General features: G+C 60.0%; 14 protein-coding genes. 5 read left to right on the top strand and 9 right to left on the bottom strand.

What is annotated here, in order from left to right; translation table 11 throughout:
- Positions 1 to 160 precede the first annotated feature (160 nt).
- Complete coding sequence (locus A7D21_RS29800; RefSeq protein WP_232005473.1) at positions 161 to 1486, bottom strand: C4-dicarboxylate transporter DctA; 1326 nt, start codon at positions 1484 to 1486, stop codon at positions 161 to 163.
- A gap of 217 nt (positions 1487 to 1703) precedes the next feature.
- Between A7D21_RS29800 and A7D21_RS29805 the strand changes: the two genes are divergently transcribed.
- The gene (locus A7D21_RS29805) at positions 1704 to 2333 is read left to right on the top strand and encodes a DNA-3-methyladenine glycosylase I (protein ID WP_069553380.1); all 630 of its coding nucleotides are present in this window, start codon (positions 1704 to 1706) and stop codon (positions 2331 to 2333) included.
- 112 nt (positions 2334 to 2445) lie between these two features.
- On the opposite strand, the gene A7D21_RS29810 is transcribed toward A7D21_RS29805, so the two are convergent.
- The 7 genes from A7D21_RS29810 to A7D21_RS29840 form a co-directional block, all read right to left on the bottom strand.
- Positions 2446 to 3213, bottom strand: coding sequence for an SDR family oxidoreductase (locus A7D21_RS29810; RefSeq protein ID WP_053255780.1), 768 nt, complete (start codon positions 3211 to 3213; stop codon positions 2446 to 2448).
- A gap of 10 nt (positions 3214 to 3223) precedes the next feature.
- Complete coding sequence (locus tag A7D21_RS29815) at positions 3224 to 4291, bottom strand: phosphotransferase family protein (protein WP_053255781.1); 1068 nt, start codon at positions 4289 to 4291, stop codon at positions 3224 to 3226.
- Between the two features lie 130 nt (positions 4292 to 4421).
- Positions 4422 to 6278: a pilus assembly protein TadG-related protein gene (locus A7D21_RS29820; RefSeq protein WP_069553381.1), complete on the bottom strand. Its 1857-nt coding sequence runs from the start codon at positions 6276 to 6278 to the stop codon at positions 4422 to 4424.
- A 90-nt stretch (positions 6279 to 6368) separates the two neighbouring features.
- On the bottom strand, positions 6369 to 7319 hold the full coding sequence (locus A7D21_RS29825; RefSeq protein ID WP_053255783.1) for a 2-hydroxyacid dehydrogenase: 951 nt from the start codon (positions 7317 to 7319) through the stop codon (positions 6369 to 6371).
- A 93-nt stretch (positions 7320 to 7412) separates the two neighbouring features.
- Positions 7413 to 7940, bottom strand: a complete 528-nt coding sequence (locus tag A7D21_RS29830; RefSeq protein ID WP_053255784.1) for a cysteine hydrolase family protein — start codon at positions 7938 to 7940, stop codon at positions 7413 to 7415.
- A 309-nt stretch (positions 7941 to 8249) separates the two neighbouring features.
- Positions 8250 to 8696, bottom strand: coding sequence for a hypothetical protein (locus A7D21_RS29835; RefSeq protein ID WP_069553382.1), 447 nt, complete (start codon positions 8694 to 8696; stop codon positions 8250 to 8252).
- Between the two features lie 71 nt (positions 8697 to 8767).
- Positions 8768 to 9268, bottom strand: coding sequence for a DUF4822 domain-containing protein (locus tag A7D21_RS29840; RefSeq protein WP_069553383.1), 501 nt, complete (start codon positions 9266 to 9268; stop codon positions 8768 to 8770).
- A gap of 414 nt (positions 9269 to 9682) precedes the next feature.
- On the opposite strand from A7D21_RS29840, the gene A7D21_RS29845 reads away from it, so the two are divergent.
- The 3 genes from A7D21_RS29845 (at position 9683) to A7D21_RS29855 (ending at position 13347) form a co-directional block, all read left to right on the top strand.
- Entirely contained in the window at positions 9683 to 10960 is a 1278-nt protein-coding gene (locus tag A7D21_RS29845; protein ID WP_053255786.1) for a serine/threonine transporter, read from the top strand.
- A 127-nt stretch (positions 10961 to 11087) separates the two neighbouring features.
- Entirely contained in the window at positions 11088 to 11705 is a 618-nt protein-coding gene (locus A7D21_RS29850) for a ParB-like protein (protein WP_069553384.1), read from the top strand.
- Positions 11695 to 13347 carry a SulP family inorganic anion transporter gene (locus A7D21_RS29855; protein WP_069553385.1) on the top strand — a complete coding sequence of 551 codons (1653 nt, stop codon included), beginning with the start codon at positions 11695 to 11697 and terminating at the stop codon, positions 13345 to 13347. The genes A7D21_RS29850 and A7D21_RS29855 overlap by 11 nt, the downstream gene beginning before the upstream one ends.
- Before the next feature lie 50 nt (positions 13348 to 13397).
- On the opposite strand, the gene acnB is transcribed toward A7D21_RS29855, so the two are convergent.
- The gene (acnB, locus tag A7D21_RS29860; protein ID WP_069553386.1) at positions 13398 to 16007 is read right to left on the bottom strand and encodes a bifunctional aconitate hydratase 2/2-methylisocitrate dehydratase; all 2610 of its coding nucleotides are present in this window, start codon (positions 16005 to 16007) and stop codon (positions 13398 to 13400) included.
- 395 nt (positions 16008 to 16402) lie between these two features.
- On the opposite strand from acnB, the gene A7D21_RS29865 reads away from it, so the two are divergent.
- Positions 16403 to 16873, top strand: a complete 471-nt coding sequence (locus A7D21_RS29865) for a DUF1289 domain-containing protein (RefSeq protein ID WP_053255790.1) — start codon at positions 16403 to 16405, stop codon at positions 16871 to 16873.
- Positions 16874 to 17054 lie beyond the last annotated feature (181 nt).

Below are 17054 nucleotides of genomic sequence, written 5' to 3' on the forward strand. Positions count from 1 at the left end.
CTTGATAGTGCAAATACGGTGGCCAAACTGGCGACGATCAAACTGTGGGAGCGGGCTTGCTCGCGACGGCGTTGTGTCAGCTAAATCATAGGCTGACTGACACTCCGTATTCGCGAGCAAGCCCGCTCCCACAGTTGATCGGTCTCGCACATGGAATGGGTCAGAACTCCTGATGCGCCGGCAACACCGGCTTCTTGGTCTGAAAGGCATAGCCTTGCTCGCCGTGCAGCACCTTGTTGGCGCGCTGGATATCGATGTCTTTTTCCCAGCGTGCAATGGCCACGGTGGCGACACAGTTGCCGATCAGGTTGGTCAGCGCGCGGCCGATGCCCATGAACCAGTCCACCGCCAGCACCAGCACCAGGCCCACCACCGGAATCGCCGGAATGGCCGTGAGGGTCGCCGCCAGAATCACCAGCGCCGAGCCTGGAATCCCATGGGCGCCTTTGGAGGTGATCAGTGACACCAGCAAAATGGTCAGCAGGTCGGTCATCGACAACGGCGTGCCGGTGGCATTGGCGATAAACACGATGGCCAGGGTCAGGTAGATCGAGAAACCGTCGAGGTTGAACGAGTAGCCGGTGGGAATCACCAGGCCGACCGTCGAGCTGCCGATGCCCAGGTGTTCAAGCTTGCGCATGATCTGCGGCAGCACGGCGTCGGACGACGCGGTGCCCATCACGATCAGCAGCTCTTCGCGCAGGTACTTGAGCAGCGGCAGCATGCGCAGGCCGGACAGGCGCATCACCAGGCCCAGCACCAGCCCGACAAAGGCAAAGCAGGTCAGGTAGAACAAACCCACCAGGCTGCCCAGGTGTTGCAGCGAATCCAGGCCATAAGTGCTGGTGGTGAAGGCGATGGCACCGAACACGCCGATGGGCGCCAGGCGTACGATCATGCCCATGATGCGGAAGATGACGTGGCTCAGCTCGTTGATCAGCCGCGAGATCCCGGAAGCGGCTTCACCCACCAGGTTCAGCGCGCTGCCGAACAGCACCGAGAACAGCAGCACTTGCAGCACATTGTTGTCGGCGAAGGCGCCGATCACCGAGTTGGGAATCAGCTCCATCAGGAACTGGCTGGTGCCGCGGATATGTTGGCCCTTGTCGGCCAGTTCATTCAGGCCGGCCGAGGACAACTGCTCCAGGTGGATATTGGCGCCGGTGCCGATGCCGGTGCTGAAGGCCATGATCAGGCCGATCACCAGGGCGACGGTGGTCAGTACTTCAAAATAGATCACTGACTTGAGGCCGATGCGCCCGACTTTCTTCAAGTCACCGGCCCCGGAAATACCACTGACCACCACGCAAAACACGATCAGGCCAATCAGCATCTTGATCAGCTTGATAAAGCCGTCACCCAGGGGTTTGAGTTGTGAGGAGAATTCGGGGAGGGCGAGGCCGCAGACGATGCCGAGCATCAGGCCAATCACGACTTGCAGGAAAATCGAACGCGAGCACCATCTGAGCATGGGAGGGATCTCTATTCGGTGCCCTGGTGGTTCCAGGGCTTAATTGTTGTGGTCTTACCGGTAAGTCCAGTGCGCGGCCAGTCTACGCCCGGTTTTTTTGAAATCACAAGTAAATATTCGCGGCTTGACCGGTCCCGGTCTGACCAGTTGGTCGGTGATGGCGATGCTTGAGCGGTTGGCGGGTCGGAAAAATTTTCGCTTATCATCCACCGCTTGTTACGCGAGGTGATGGATGGACAAACCAGGACTGACCACGGATGCCACCGGGCTGACCCACTGCACCTGGCGCACAGCGGCGCCGGAGTACCCGCGTTACCACGATGATGAATGGGGCGTGCCTGTCGCCGACGATACCCAGCTGTACGAGAAGATTTGCCTGGAAGGTTTTCAGGCGGGCATGGCCTGGATCACCATTTTGCGCAAGCGCGCGCAGTTCCGCGCCGCGTTTGACGGCTTTGACTTTCGCCGTGTGGCGCAATACACCGAGGCCGACATCGTGCGGCTGCTGAATGACCCGGGCATTGTGCGCAACCGCGCGAAGATCGTCTCGACCATCAACAATGCGCGCAGAGCGTGTGAACTGGTGGAGGAAACCGGCTCGCTGGCGCGCTGGCTGTGGGCATTTGAACCGGCTTATGAGGAGCGCCCACCGGTGGTGGACATGGCGTACTGGACAGGCAACCCGACATCACCGGCGTCGGTGCGTTTGTCGAAAGCCTTGAAGAAGCGCGGCTGGACCTTTGTCGGCCCGACCACGATGTATGCGCTGATGCAGGCCATGGGCATGGTCAATGACCACTTGGAAGGGTGTGCCTGCCGACCTCGCATCGAAGCGCTACGCCAGCAGTTCACGCGCCCCTGAATCAACCGGCTTCAAGCTCGTGCATGATCGCGCTGTGCCGGTCAATCCAATGGCTGGCACGCCGCTGTCGCGGGCGTGCCAGCGCTCCTGGGGGGTTGGTGTGCCGGGCGGGTCAGGACAGGAAACCACCGTCCACATTCAGTGATACGCCGGTGGTGTAGCTGGAGGCATCGCTGGCCAGGAACAGCACCGCGCCGGCCATTTCGCTCGGGTCCGCCACGCGCTTGAGCGGGATTTGCGCCAGGGCCATTTTCAGGATCGCGTCGTTCTTCACCAGCGCCGAGGCGAACTTGGTGTCGGTCAGGCCGGGCAGCAGGGCGTTGCAACGGATGCCGAATTCGGCGCATTCCTTGGCGAACACCTTGGTCATGTTGATCACCGCGGCCTTGGTCACCGAGTAGATACCCTGGAATACGCCTGGGGAAATACCATTGATCGACGCCACGTTGATGATGCTGCCGCCGCCGTTAGCGCGCATCAGCTTGCCGGCTTCCACAGACATGAAGAAGTAGCCGCGAATGTTGACGTCAACCGTCTTCTGGAACGCGCCGAGGTCGGTGTCGAGCACGTTGCAGAACTGCGGGTTGGTCGCAGCATTGTTGACCAGGATATCCAGGCGCCCGAACTGTTCGCGGATGCCGGCGAACACCTCGGTGATCTGTTCCATTTCGCCGATATGGCAGGCCACGGCCGTGGCCTTGCCGCCTGCGGCGATGATCGCATCGGCCACGTGCTGGCAGCCTTCCAGTTTGCGGCTGGAGACGATGACATGGGCGCCTTGCTGGGCGAGGAGCTTGGCGATGGCTTCACCGATACCGCGGCTGGCGCCGGAAACAAACGCAATCTTGCCGTCGAGGTCGAACAGGTGAGTCTTGGACATAAGGTTTCCTTCAGAGGGCGGATTTGTCGATGACATTCAGGCTCATTTGCTCCAGCAGCTTGTTCATATGAATGAACTGCGCAAAGCGTTTGTCCTGGGTTTGGCCGTGGAAAAAACGGTAATAGATCTGCTGCACGATACCGGCCAGGCGGAACAGGCCGTAGGTGTAGTAGAAATCGAAATTGTCGATCCGGATGCCGGCGCGCTCGGCGTAGTAATCGACGAACTGACGGCGCGTGAGCATGCCGGGGGCGTTGCTCGGCTGGCGGCGCATCAGTTGCACGGGCGCCGGGTCAGCGGCTTCGATCCAATAGGCGAGGGTGTTGCCCAAATCCATCAGCGGGTCGCCCAACGTGGTCAGTTCCCAGTCGAGCACGCCGATGATTTGCATCGGGTTGTCGGGGTCGAGGATCACATTGTCGAAGCGGTAGTCGTTGTGCACGATGCTGGAGGTGGGGTGGTCGGCCGGCATCTTGTCGTTGAGCCATGCACGCACCGCTTCCCAGCTTGGGGCATCGGGGGTCAGGGCTTTTTCGTAGCGGTCGCTCCAGCCGCGAATCTGGCGCTCTACGTAGCCTTCAGGCTTGCCCAGGTCGGCCAGGCCGCAGGCGCTGTAATCGACCTGGTGCAGTTCAACGAACTTGTCGATAAAGCTTTTGCACAGGGCTTCGGTCCTGGCCGCATCCAGGCCCAGCTCAGGCGGCAGGTCGGAGCGCAGAATAATCCCGTTGACCCGTTCCATCACATAGAACTCGGCGCCGATCACCGACTCATCGGTGCAATGCACATAGGCTTTGGGGCAATAGGGAAAGCCGTCTTTCAGCTGGTTGAGAATGCGGTACTCGCGGCCCATGTCATGGGCAGACTTGGCCTTGTGGCCAAACGGCGGGCGCCGCAGCACGAATTCCTGGCCTGGGTATTCGAGCAGGTAAGTCAGGTTCGACGCGCCACCGGGGAACTGGCTGATGTTAACCGCGCCGCTCAAGCCCGGAATGTGGGCCTTGAGGTAGGGATCGATCAGGCTGGCATCAAGTTCTTCGCCTGGGCGAATCTGGGTCGATTGGTCGTTAAGCGCCATGCTTATCCCTTCTGCTTATTCTAAAGGCCTTGGACTATTGGCTAATCTAATGCGCACCGCCGCCCAGCGACAAGGTCGGGGCGGCTTAATAGGTTAGCGTGTTGGATGATGATCAGCGGGCTTGATGTGTTCAAATCACCAGCATCGCCCGGCCACCGGGGTTGCAGGACAGGTTGGCACCTATTTCGACTTTTGCCAGGTCGATGCCCAGGCCGGCGAGCAGGCTGTTGACCAGTGGGTCGAGCAATGGGCTGAGCACGCTTGAAATGACACCGCTGAGCAGGTTCAGCACCTCGGTCAGTATGCCGACCACCAGGCCGAGCACTAAGCCTAGCAACCCGTCGAGCGTCGGTGTGTGGCTGGTTAACCGGATACCGTTGAGGGTGTTGCTCAGGCTGCCGATGACGTTAGTGGAACTGAAGCTGTAATAGCTCGGCGGCTGCTTCACCTCCGCAGGCGCCACGTAGACATGGTCGCGGGTGGTCTTGGCCACGCTGCTGTCGACCCTCAGGCTGAGGCCGCCGACTGCGTAGGGTTGCCTGGGCTCGCACACGCCCCGGCTGCATTTTTTGAGGCCGAGGTCGAGCAGCGCAAAGTCGTCGACTTTGAGGGTTTCGGTGGAGGAGAACAGGTTTTTCGGATCTATCTGGCCCACCATTAATCTCACCGCCGACGTGCTGCCTGTCACGGCCAATGATTTGTCGGCGGGGCCGTTGCAGCGGTAGCCGGTGACGTAACTGCTCCCGCTGGCAGCTTCGAGGGCGATGTCGATTTGCGTGCCCGGCACCGGATCGAGTGAACTGCCCAGCAGCAAGCCCACCACATCGGTGACCAGACCGATCACTTTGTTGAGCACGTCGATGACAGGCAACTTCAAGGAAATCCAGGTGCGGACTTGCGCGGTCCGCACAAAAATCGGCTGGGTGTCGATCAACTGCGGGTTGCCAATCGCAGAAATTTGCGCGGGTTCGATGACACGTGTCTTCACCGTGATATTCAGCAGCCCCAGTACGTCCACCGGCAACTCGACGGCCACCGCGCTGGCTTTGTTGGACAGCTGCACAAAGCCCTGAATCAGGTTGAACAGTTGCAGGTTGACGTCCAGGGCGCTCTTGTCCGTGCCGTTTTGTATATTGATCAGGTCGCCCAGGTGCAGGATCTGCGTGCCTGGGGCAATCAGCTTGATTGCTTCGAGGTTATTGATCACCACCTGGACCGCATTACCGCCCAGCTTGAGCACATCGATGGCGGCCTGGATCAACTGGCCGACGGTCGCGTCGGTCTTGAGCAACTGGTCGTAGTTGCCGGCGCTGACGTTGAGGCGGATGGCCAACGCGTCCAGATAGCTGAGCAAGCTGATGTCGGTGTTGATCAAGCCTTTCCAGCCCACTGCATCGATCTGCAATTTGCCCCCCAGCAAGCCGCCGATCAAGCCGTTGAGTGCCGCCGATTTGGTGCTGTCCACCGTCAACAAGGTACTGCGAACGGTCAGCGTCGCCACAGGCGGCGCGGGTGCGGCGGCGACCGCCGTGGCGCTCAAAAGCGAGGTCTGGCTGAGGGTTCGCGCCGAGAATAATGTGTGGATGGCGTCGCCGATGCTGGTGGCGACGCGATGGGTGGCGATGACCCGGATGGCGTCGGCCTTGGTGGGGTCGGCGCTGAAGGTGCGCATGAAGTCTGCCCCTGTGGCCAGGGTGCCGCAGGCGATTGCCAGCGTGCGATCGGCATCGACCTTGAAGTTGTTGCGTTCCGCGCTTTGCGTGGCAAATTGCGCGGCATTGTTATTCGGCGCCGCGCAGGTGCCGCCGCGGCTCACCGCTTCCAGTGCCGCGGTATCGGCCACACGTTGTAACTTGCGCTTCTCCAGGTACAAACGACCGCTGTCGACCACCAGCAACACAAACAACAATGCGATCCCAAGGGTCACTGCGCCCACCAGACCGATGGCCCCGCGTTGGCGGGCCGGGCCGAGTCCATGGCCAAACATTGTGCGTTCCTTCGCCGGTCATGCACCGACGTCCTGAGCATCCCCGACAACAGTGTAGTCAGGTTTTGCGCAGGCGCTGGCTAATCGCTACTAGTTGCGTGGTGGCAAGGTAACGGGGGTCAGCACGGGGCGGCCCGCGAAGTATTCCACCAGGTTGTCGGCCACGCGCTGCACGGTGTCATGGGCCGCTTCCGGCGACAGCCCGGCCACATGGGAGGTGAGCACGGTGTTGCTCAGGCGTTTGAGGGCGTCGGGCACTTTTGGCTCATCGTCAAACACGTCCAGCGCGGCGCCGCCGATACGCCGCTGCTCCAGGGCGGCCACCAGGTCTGCGGTCACGACCACACTGCCGCGCCCGATGTTCACCAGGTAACCGTGCGGGCCGAGGGCGTCCAGGGCGTGGCGATCAATCAGGTGACGGGTGCTTGCGCCGCCGGGTGTCGCCAGGATCAGGAAGTCCGATGTGCGCGCAAGCTCCACGGCCGTTGCGCAATAGGTGTAGTCGACGTCATCGCGGGGCTGGCGGTTGTGGTAACTCACCTCCATGCCGAACCCGAGGGCGGCGCGCTTGGCGATTTCCATGCCCACCGCGCCAAGGCCGAGAATGCCCAGGTGTTTGCCGCCCAGGGAAGGGCGCATCACCTTCGGCCATTCGCTGCGCCGCACAGCGGCATCCGTTTGCGGAATGCCGCGCACCAGCGAGAGCAGCAACGCCATGGCGTGGTCGGCCACCGACGGTGCGTTCACGCCCGCGCCGTTGGTCACAACAATCCCGCGATTGCTCGCCGCCTGCAGGTCCACATGCTCGTAGCCGGCGCCGATCACGCAGATGATCTCCAGCAGCGGCAGCGCAGCGATTTCCTCGGCATACAAGCCCAACGGCCCACGGGTCAGCACCGCCTTGATCTGCCCACCATGAGCCTTGATCGCCTGGGCGCGCTCGGCTGGCGTCGGCGCCAGAATCACATGAAAGTCGTTGCTCTCAATGATTTGCAGGTATTCGTTGATGGTTTCAACCAGGACCAGAACAGTGGTGGGCATCGGAAGGCTCTTCCTGAAGGGTTTGAGAGGATAAGTATGCGCGATTTGTAAGACAGAACGTTTTGTTCAGTCACAAAAAATCCCGCCTTGGTATCACTGGAACTCAATAGTCTGCGCTGTCACCCGCTTCACGAATGCCCCGGCCAAGGTCGCATTGTGATGCGCGATGATCGCCTCGGCCGACAACGCCGGCGTGTCCATGCAAGTATGGCCGTCCTGCGGCAATACCACCGAAAACCCCAGCTCCGCCGCCACTCGGCAAGTGGTGTCGATGCAGAACTGGGTCTTCATCCCGACAATCACCAGCTCATTGACCTGCGCGGCGGCCAACTGATTCGCCAGATCGGTCCCCAGGAAGCAACTGGGCCGGGTTTTATTGAACAGGTGGTCGCGCGCTTCGTCGACGTCCAGGCCGTGCCACAGCTGCCAGAGCGGGCTGCCGGCTTCAATCGGCGAGCCTGCCGGGCCAGTGTGCCGGGCAACAAAGATCGCTGCGTTGGCGCTGCGGGCGCGATGAATAAGGTGGTTGATGGTGTCGAGCACCCGTTCGCGCTCGAAGGGTTTCTCCGGCCCATCGTATAAACCGGTTTGCATATCGATAATCAGCAGGGCGTTTGCCATGGTCTTGCTCCTTGCAGTGGCCAGCGGGCGGAGCAATAAAAAGGCCCCGTCCATTACTGGCGGGGCCTTGGGTTGTTTCTGGGGGGCTCTAGTTCACGCACCCACAGCAACCGCACGACCCGCCATAAGCGGTCGTGGTGGTGGTGCGGGTGAGGGGGCGCTGAATAAAGTTCATGGCCCGATCATGCTGGCGTGTGCGCGCGACTGTCAACGGGGGCGTCGAGTCTTTTGGCGCGCTAATGGGGGTTTTTCACGGCGTTAAGGAAGTCATCTGTCGCATGAGACACAGTCGTCCAGCCGTGAGAACGCCTATTGCGTCGCGTCAGCCTGTCGCGCCTTGATTTGCGCTGCCTGTGCTATCGGCATGAAATCATAAGTGGGGAAGAATTCTGTGTTGTAGACGCCCCAGGCGGTGTTTTCGATTGCCAAATTGACCTCAGCCAAGCGCGAGGCCGGAAGGCGCAGGACGATGACCTGTCCGATGCCCATGGTGATATTCCAACTGACGACTTCCACGCCGGCGGGCGGGAATACCTTGTGAAATTCCTGCTGGGCCAGTTGCGTCTTCAACGCACTTAACGGGCGTGACTGGTCGTGTTTAAGGAAGACGGTCAACATGACGGCGTTGTCGGCCGTGGCGGCAATGTGTTTGGTGCTGGAAGTTGTGCTGGTTTGTGCGATGACCATGCCTGGAAGCAGGAGGGTTGTAAGCAGAGCAGGTAATAACAGTGACTTGCCGGGTATGTGTATGTTCATGGTTGGGTACCTTGTTTGTTGTTTTTATAGAACGAGTTAGTCCGGTATTTCAATGCGGCGCGTGAAGTTGGTTAGTTGGACATGGCTGTCTTTAGGGGCCCTTTGTAAGGGGCGTGCACCACATATATGCGAACCGTCGGCTGGTTGGCTACGCTGTCGCGTGGTACTTCCCGAGAGTAGGTGAATTCGCTGTTGTCCAGCTTTTCCAGGCGCCTGACAACCGTTCTGACAGGTCCCACGTCAGGCACCAGAATGTGGGTTTTCCTGTCGCCCGTGATCAGGAAATACCCGCCACCGCCATCCGCGTACTTTGATCGACCGGTCTCGGTGTAAAAGAACTCATAGCGATTTCGTTGAGGGTCCCACATCGATATGCCGACCACGCCGGGGTAGTTTGCCTTGACGTCTTTATCCGGTTCCCCCTCGATATAGACCTTGGTGGTTAACCATTGAGGCGAGGACGCCAGTGCGCGGATATCCCGTTCAGGCTCCACTGGTTGTGCATGACTATTGGGCGGGTTGAATATCCCTGCCAGAAGCAGACCGGCAAATACGACAGTGAGTCTTCGCATATATAACCCCCGTGAACTCAGTAAGTGTTTACCTCAAGTGCGTGGGGGATATTAGGTTGGCGGGTTGAGTTTGCTCAATGGCTATGAATGTTCCTGTAACAGTTAAAGTGGTGCTTTAGTGAAAATATAATTTAGATGCAGGCAGTGTCTTGTCGTGCTGTAGGGTATTTCTTGAAAAAGCTCGAACTCCTAAAGGGATGCGCGCTGTGGATGTGCCGTGTTTACGCGACTCCTCAGTGTTCACAAACCGCAGCCAATGCTGTCCGTGCACGCCTGCCGCGGCTAACCATTCCTCTGCTAAGTCTTTGCTTATTCACAAGAATCCCGGACAATCGCGCCCCTGTTATGGTCGGGGCGCTGCCTGTCAGGTTTTTCTGACTCGCCCCGGCCGTGAAAATGCGGAGATCCGACCGGATGAATGATCAGGCCAATAGCGTCGACGAACGCTATGCAACGACACCTGCAACCCTCACAAGCTGGAGCCGCCAGGACACCACCTGGATGCTTGGGCTGTTCGGCACCGCCATCGGCGCCGGTACTTTGTTTTTGCCGATCAACGCGGGCCTGGGGGGCTTCTGGCCACTGGTGATCCTGGCGCTGCTGGCATTTCCGATGACCTTCTTTGCCCACCGTGGGCTGACCCGTTTCGTACTGTCCGGCCGCGAAGGTTCCGACATTACCGACGTGGTTGAAGAGCATTTCGGGCTCAAAGCCGGTGCGTTGATCACCTTGTTGTACTTCTTTGCCATCTTCCCGATCCTGCTGATCTACAGTGTGGCGCTGACCAACACCGTCAGCAGCTTCATGGAACACCAACTGCACATCCTGCCGCCGCCGCGGGCGATCCTGGCATTTGTGCTGATTCTGGGGTTGTTGGCGGTGGTGCGTTGCGGCGAACAAGTAATCGTCAAGGCGATGAGCCTGATGGTCTATCCGTTTATCGTCGCCTTGCTGTTCCTGGCGGTGTACCTGGTCCCGCATTGGACCGGCGGCATCCTCAGCACCGCCAGCGAGGTGCCGGCGCCGTCGGCGTTGCTCAACACGCTGTGGCTGGCGATTCCGGTGATGGTGTTCTCGTTCAACCATTCGCCGATCATCTCGGCGTTCGCGGTTGACCAGAAGCGCCAGTACGGCGCCAATGCCGATGAGCGCAGTTCGCAGATCCTGTCCCGTGCGCACCTGTTGATGGTGGTGATGGTGCTGTTCTTCGTGTTCAGCTGCGTGCTGACCCTGTCGCCGGCGCAGTTGGCCGAAGCGAAAGCGCAGAACCTGTCGATCCTGTCGTACCTGGCCAACCACTTCGACAACCCGACCATCGCCTTCGCCGCGCCATTGATTGCATTCGTGGCGATTGCCAAGTCATTCCTGGGCCACTACATCGGTGCCAGCGAAGGCCTCAAGGGCCTGGTGCTTAAAACCGGTCGCCGCCCGGCAGCCAAGGCGCTGGACCGCATGACCGCTGCGTTCATGCTGGTGGTGTGCTGGATCGTCGCCACGCTTAACCCGAGCATCCTTGGCATGATCGAAACACTGGGCGGCCCGATCATCGCGTCGATCCTGTTCCTGATGCCGATGTACGCGATCCGTAAAGTGCCGGCCATGGCCAAGTACCGTGGGCAGGCCTCCAACGTGTTTGTCACCGCAGTGGGCTTGGTTGCGATTACGGCATTGATCTACTCGCTGCTGTCCTGACGGCAGGCTGCACCCACCAGGGCCGATTCGCGCACAGCGTGAATCGGCTTTTTTTTCGCGTGGGAAAAACTCGCCCATCAATGAGGGCTAAGCTGTCGGCTTATTGGTTCCCTATTTGGAGGCACCCATGGCCCGGCCCCGTCCGCAACTGGTCACAGGCAAGCTGGAAAAGTTGCACCCCACCCAATTGACCGTGGGTCTGGCTGAGGTCACCACCAAGCGCGAAGCCTGGACCAAACTCAAGCGCAAGGAGCGCGCTGCGGCGCTCGACAAGCACTGGTTTCCTTGCGTGCTCGGCCCGGACGAGCGTTATTACATCACCGATCATCACCATTTCGGGCTGGCGCTGCTGTTGGAGGGCGTCAAGAGTGTGTCGCTGTTGATGCTCAAGGACCTGTCATTTGTGGACCGCAACACGTTCTGGAACGTCATGGCGTTCAATCAGTGGGTACACCCTTACGATGCGCGTGGCCTGCGACGTACCTACGAAGCCATTCCGCGCAAGATTACCGACTTGCAGGACGACCCTTACCGCAGCCTGGCGGGCATGTTGCGCACGGCTGGCGGTTACGCCAAGGACGCGACGCCGTTCAGCGAGTTTCTGTGGGCGGATTTCTTGCGCAGCCGCATTGGCAGCGACGTGGCCAGCCAGCCAAACGCCAAGGTGTTAAGCAAGGTCATGCTCCTGGCACGCAGCCAGGAAGCGCGTTATTTGCCAGGATGGGTTGGGCCGATTGAAAACTGAAACCGAAACGCCTGTTGTCGTATCCCCCAATCGTACCCAAGACATTCTCGCCGGGTTGTCCATTGCCGGTTTACTGCTGCCGGAAGCCGTGGCGTATTCGAGCATTGCCGCACTGCCGCCGCAGGCCGGTGTGATTGCCTTGTTTGCCGGGCTGGTGTGTTACGGCCTGTTCGGCACCAGTCGCTTTGCAATTGTCTCGGCGACGTCATCGTCTGCGGCGGTGTTGGCGGCAGCCACTGCGAGTCTGGCAGGCGATGACCCGGCGCTGAGGCTGTCCCTGGCGTTCGGGCTGGTGTTGATCACCGGGGGGCTTTTCCTGTTGGCCGGGTTGTTCAAACTCGGCGGTGTGACATCGTTTATTGCCAAGCCGGTGTTGCGCGGCTTTGCGTTCGGCCTGGCGCTGACGATCATCCTCAAACAGTTGGCCAGCGTGGTGGGTGTGCACCTGGTCGATAACAACCTGATCCGCTTCCTGCCGCAGTTGCTTGAGCAACTACCTCGTTGGAACTGGCCGGCTGCGTGGGTGGCTGCGGCTGCATTGGGCGTATTGTGGCTGTGCGCGCGGATACCGCGTCTGCCGGGCGGGCTGTTGGTGGTGGTCCTCGGTATTGGCGCCGGGCAGTACCTGGATCTACAGGCCCATGGTGTCGCGCTGATCGGCCTGATCGACCTGCCGCTGGAATTGGGCCACTTGCCGGTCCTGCCGTTCGCGGACTGGTTGCGCCTCGGCGAATTGGCGTTTGCCCTGGTGATGATCCTGTATGCGGAGTCCTACGGCTCGATCAGTTCGTTCGCGCTTAAACACGGCGACCGGGTGTCATCCAATCGCGACCTGCTCGCGTTGGGTGCAGCCAACCTGATCTCCGGGTTATTCCACGGCATGCCGGCCGGCGCGGGTTATTCGGCGACGTCGGCCAATGAGGCCGCCGGTGCCAGTTCACGTCTGGCCGGTATCGTTGCCGCGCTGGTGGTGTTGGTGATTGTGTTGACGGTGTTGCCGTATGTGGCGCTGACCCCGGAGCCGGTGCTCGCCGCTATCGTGATCTATGCACTGGGGCGTGGCTTGAGCCTGCAACCCCTGGGCCGTTACTTTGTGTGGCGGCGTGACCGTTTGCTGGTGATCTGTGCCGTGGCGGCCGTGCTGTTGCTGGGCGTACTGGACGGGCTGCTGGTGTCGGTGGCGATCAGCGTAGTGTTGATGTTGCGTCAGATGTCAGCGGCGGATATTCAGGTGCTGGGGCGTTTGGCTGACAGTCACGACTTTGTCGATCGCCAGCACCATCCGGATGCGTTGGACGTACCTGGCGTGTTGATCGTGCGGCCCAACGAAGCCCTGTTTTTCGCCAATGCCGAACGCATCCTCGGCGCGGCGTTGCGCCTGATGCGTCAATCGCAGGTCGAGGCTGTGGTGCTCAGCCTGGAAGAGTCGCCTGACCTCGATGGCACCAGTATCGAAGCGCTGGCGGCGTTTTTTGCGCAAGTGCGCGGGGAGGGCAAGCGCCTGGTACTGGCCCGCGTGCGGCATGAGGCCCGCGAGGTGTTGCAGAGCTTGCCTGAAGCCTCGGCGCCACAGGTCTTGCTCAGTGGCTTGAGCGTTGACGATGCAGTGCAGCTAGCGCTGAGTGTCAATTCCCAGGCATAAAAAAACGCCGCGCATCTTGCGATACGCGGCGTCCTTTACGTCAATACACCTTAGGCTTGAATCACCGGGATGTTGGCGCTTGCTGCGATTTTGCGGAACTCGGCGATCTGGTCGAAGTTCAGGTAGCGGTAAACGTCACTGGCCATGGTGTCCAGTTTGGCCGCGTAGCCCATGTACTCTTCCACCGTCGGCAGGCGACCCAGCGTGGAAGCTACAGCCGCCAGCTCAGCCGACGCCAGGTAGACGTTCGCGCCATCACCCAGACGGTTCGGGAAGTTACGCGTCGACGTCGACACAACCGTCGAGTTCGGCTCTACACGTGCCTGGTTACCCATGCACAGCGAGCAGCCCGGCATTTCCATGCGCGCGCCAGCCTTGCCGTAGATGCCGTAGTAGCCTTCTTCGGTCAGTTGGTGAGCGTCCATCTTGGTCGGCGGCGACAGCCACAGACGGGTTGGCAGCTGACCCTTGACCTGTTCCAGCAGCTTACCGGCAGCGCGGAAGTGACCGATGTTGGTCATGCACGAACCGATGAACACTTCGTCGATCTTCTCGCCGGCAACGCTGGACAACAGACGGGCATCGTCCGGGTCGTTTGGCGCGCAGAGGATTGGCTCGTTGATTTCGGCCAGGTCGATTTCGATGATTTCGGCGTATTCCGCGTCGGCATCGGCTTCCATCAGCTCCGGGTTGGCAACCCAGGCTTCCATCGCTTGGGCGCGACGTTCCAGGGTACGTGCATCGCCGTAGCCTTCGCCGATCATCCAGCGCAGCAGGGTGATGTTGGAGTTCAGGTACTCGGTGACGGAATCTTTCGACAGCTTGATGGTGCAACCGGCAGCCGAACGTTCAGCCGAGGCGTCGGACAGCTCGAAAGCCTGTTCCAGCGTCAGGTCGTTCAGGCCTTCGATCTCCAGGATGCGGCCGGAGAAGGCGTTCTTCTTGCCTTTCTTCTCTACGGTCAGCAGGCCAGCCTGGATCGCGTAGTAAGGAATGGCGTGAACCAGGTCACGCAGGGTGATGCCAGGTTGCATTTTGCCTTTGAAGCGCACCAGGATCGATTCCGGCATGTCCAGTGGCATAACGCCAGTGGCTGCAGCGAAGGCGACCAGACCGGAACCGGCCGGGAACGAGATGCCCATCGGGAAACGGGTGTGGGAGTCACCACCGGTGCCGACGGTGTCCGGCAGCAGCATGCGGTTCAGCCAGCTGTGGATGATGCCGTCGCCTGGACGCAGCGATACACCGCCACGGGTCATGATGAAGTCAGGCAGGGTGTGGTGGGTGGTCACGTCGATCGGCTTTGGATAGGCCGCGGTGTGGCAGAACGACTGCATGACCAGATCGGTCGAGAAGCCCAGGCACGCCAGGTCTTTCAGTTCGTCACGGGTCATAGGACCGGTGGTGTCCTGAGAGCCTACGGTGGTCATTTTTGGTTCGCAGTAGGTGCCAGGACGAACGCCTTTGCCTTCTGCCAGGCCACAGGCACGGCCAACCATTTTCTGCGCCAGGGTGAAGCCCTTGGTGCTTTCAGCCGGCCCTTCCGGCAGTTTGAACAGGGTCGAAGGTGGCAGGCCCAGCTCGGCGCGCGCCTTCTCGGTCAGGCCACGGCCGATGATCAGCGGGATACGGCCGCCGGCACGCACTTCGTCCAACAGCACCGGAGTCTTCATTTCGAAGGTGGTCAGGACTTCGTCAGTGCCGTGTTTGCAGACTTTGCCAGCATGCGGGTACAGGTCGATCACGTCGCCCATGTTCATGTTGGTCACGTCGAATTCGATTGGCAGAGCGCCAGCATCTTCCATGGTGTTGTAGAAGATGGGAGCGATCTTGCTGCCGAAGCAGAAACCGCCGGCACGCTTGTTCGGCACGTAAGGCACGTCGTCGCCGAAGAACCAGAGTACCGAGTTGGTCGCCGACTTACGGGACGAACCGGTACCGACCACGTCACCGACGTAGGCGATCGGGAAGCCCTGGCCGCGCATCTCTTCGATCTGCTTCATCGGGCCGGTCTTGCCTTGCTCGTCCGGCACGATGCCTTCACGGGCCATTTTCAGCATGGCCAGGGCGTGCAGCGGGATGTCAGGACGGGACCAGGCATCAGGCGCAGGGGAGAGGTCGTCGGTGTTGGTTTCGCCAGTCACCTTGAACACGCGCAGGCTGATCTTGTCGGCCAGGGTCGGGCGGTTCTTGAACCACTCGCCGTCGGCCCAGGACTGGATCACGGCTTTGGCGTGTTCGTTGCCGTTCTTGGCTTTTTCAGCCACGTCGTGGAACGCATCGAACATCAGCAGGGTGTGCTTGAGTTGGGCGGCAGCTACCGGTGCAAGCGTGGCGTCGTCCAGCAACTCGACCAGCGTCACGATGTTGTAGCCGCCTTGCATGGTGCCAAGCAGTTCAACAGCGCGTTTCTTGTCGATCAGGGGGGAAGTGGCTTCGCCCTTGGCCAGGGCGGACAGGAAACCGGCCTTGACGTAGGCAGCTTCGTCAACGCCTGGTGGAATGCGGTTGGTGATCAGGTCAACGAGGAATTCTTCTTCGCCAGCCGGAGGATTTTTCAGCAGCTCGACCAGGCCTGCGGTTTGTTCGGCGTTAAGCGGCTGGGGAACGATACCCAGTGCTGCGCGCTCTTCGATATGTTTGCGGTAGGCTTCAAGCACAGTTATTACCCTCATCAGTGGTCCCACGGGACGCTCATCCAGAAATGAACGGCACGCATGCGCTCGGGGGCTTTTTGGGCCGCAAAGCCAGCGCTGCCGGCATTCCTCACAGAAGCTGCTTTCAAAGTTTTACGCCTGCAGAACGGAGCTGATGAGGGTTGGCGCGGGGTCTGACCTACCGGGTCAAATCCACGCCAACACCGTTCTGAAGGAACGACTGTGCTCGTGACGCTTTGAAAACAGCTTCCAGCGGATTATTGGCGCCTTACAAGGCCGGATGATTCTACGGCAAAAAAAATCTAAAGGTAAGTTGCCTAACCAAGTTTGCTGGGTGATCAATCTTAGACAAAGGGCTAACATGGCGCATTGTTTCGCTGATTTGCGTGTCGTTACCCATGCCCAACCAAACCATCAAGACCCCCTGCGTAGGCCTGTGCTCCACGGTGTACGGTGATCTCGTGTGCCGTGGCTGCAAGCGCTTCCACCACGAAGTGATCCTGTGGAATGGCTATAACGAAGAAGAAAAACGCGCGGTTTGGCTCAGGCTTGAGCAACTGTTGGTGCAGGTAATGGCCGGCAAACTGGAAGTCTTCGACCCCAAGATGCTGCGCGGGCAGTTGGAGCAGCGCAAGATTCGCTTCGTGCCGCACCAGTCGGAGTACTGCTGGGCATACCAGTTGATTGCGCGTGGCGCACGGGTGATTTCTAACCTGGAAGCTTACGGGATGGTGCTGTTGCCGGAGTTTCGTGACTGGGCGTTGCCGGAGCTGCGGGATGCCATTGATCGGGAGTTTTTTATCCTGTCCGAAGCGCATTATCAGCGTTATATCGCGCCGGGGTTTTTGAAAGACGCGCTGGGGCGCTGACTGCACAGGTCAATGTGGGAGCTGGCTTGCCTGCGATGGCTGTCTGCAAGGCGACACATCTTTGACTGATCTACCGCTATTGCAGCATAGGTATCTACGCAACTCTATTAGGTTGCTCTGAGCCTGTGAGGCGTTTAGGTAGATTGAGTACATATCCGTTGCTGCGGTAACGGCCGCTATT

The sequence above is a fragment of the Pseudomonas sp. AP19 genome (assembly GCF_001728855.1).
GTDB classification, from domain to species: domain Bacteria; phylum Pseudomonadota; class Gammaproteobacteria; order Pseudomonadales; family Pseudomonadaceae; genus Aquipseudomonas; species Aquipseudomonas fluorescens.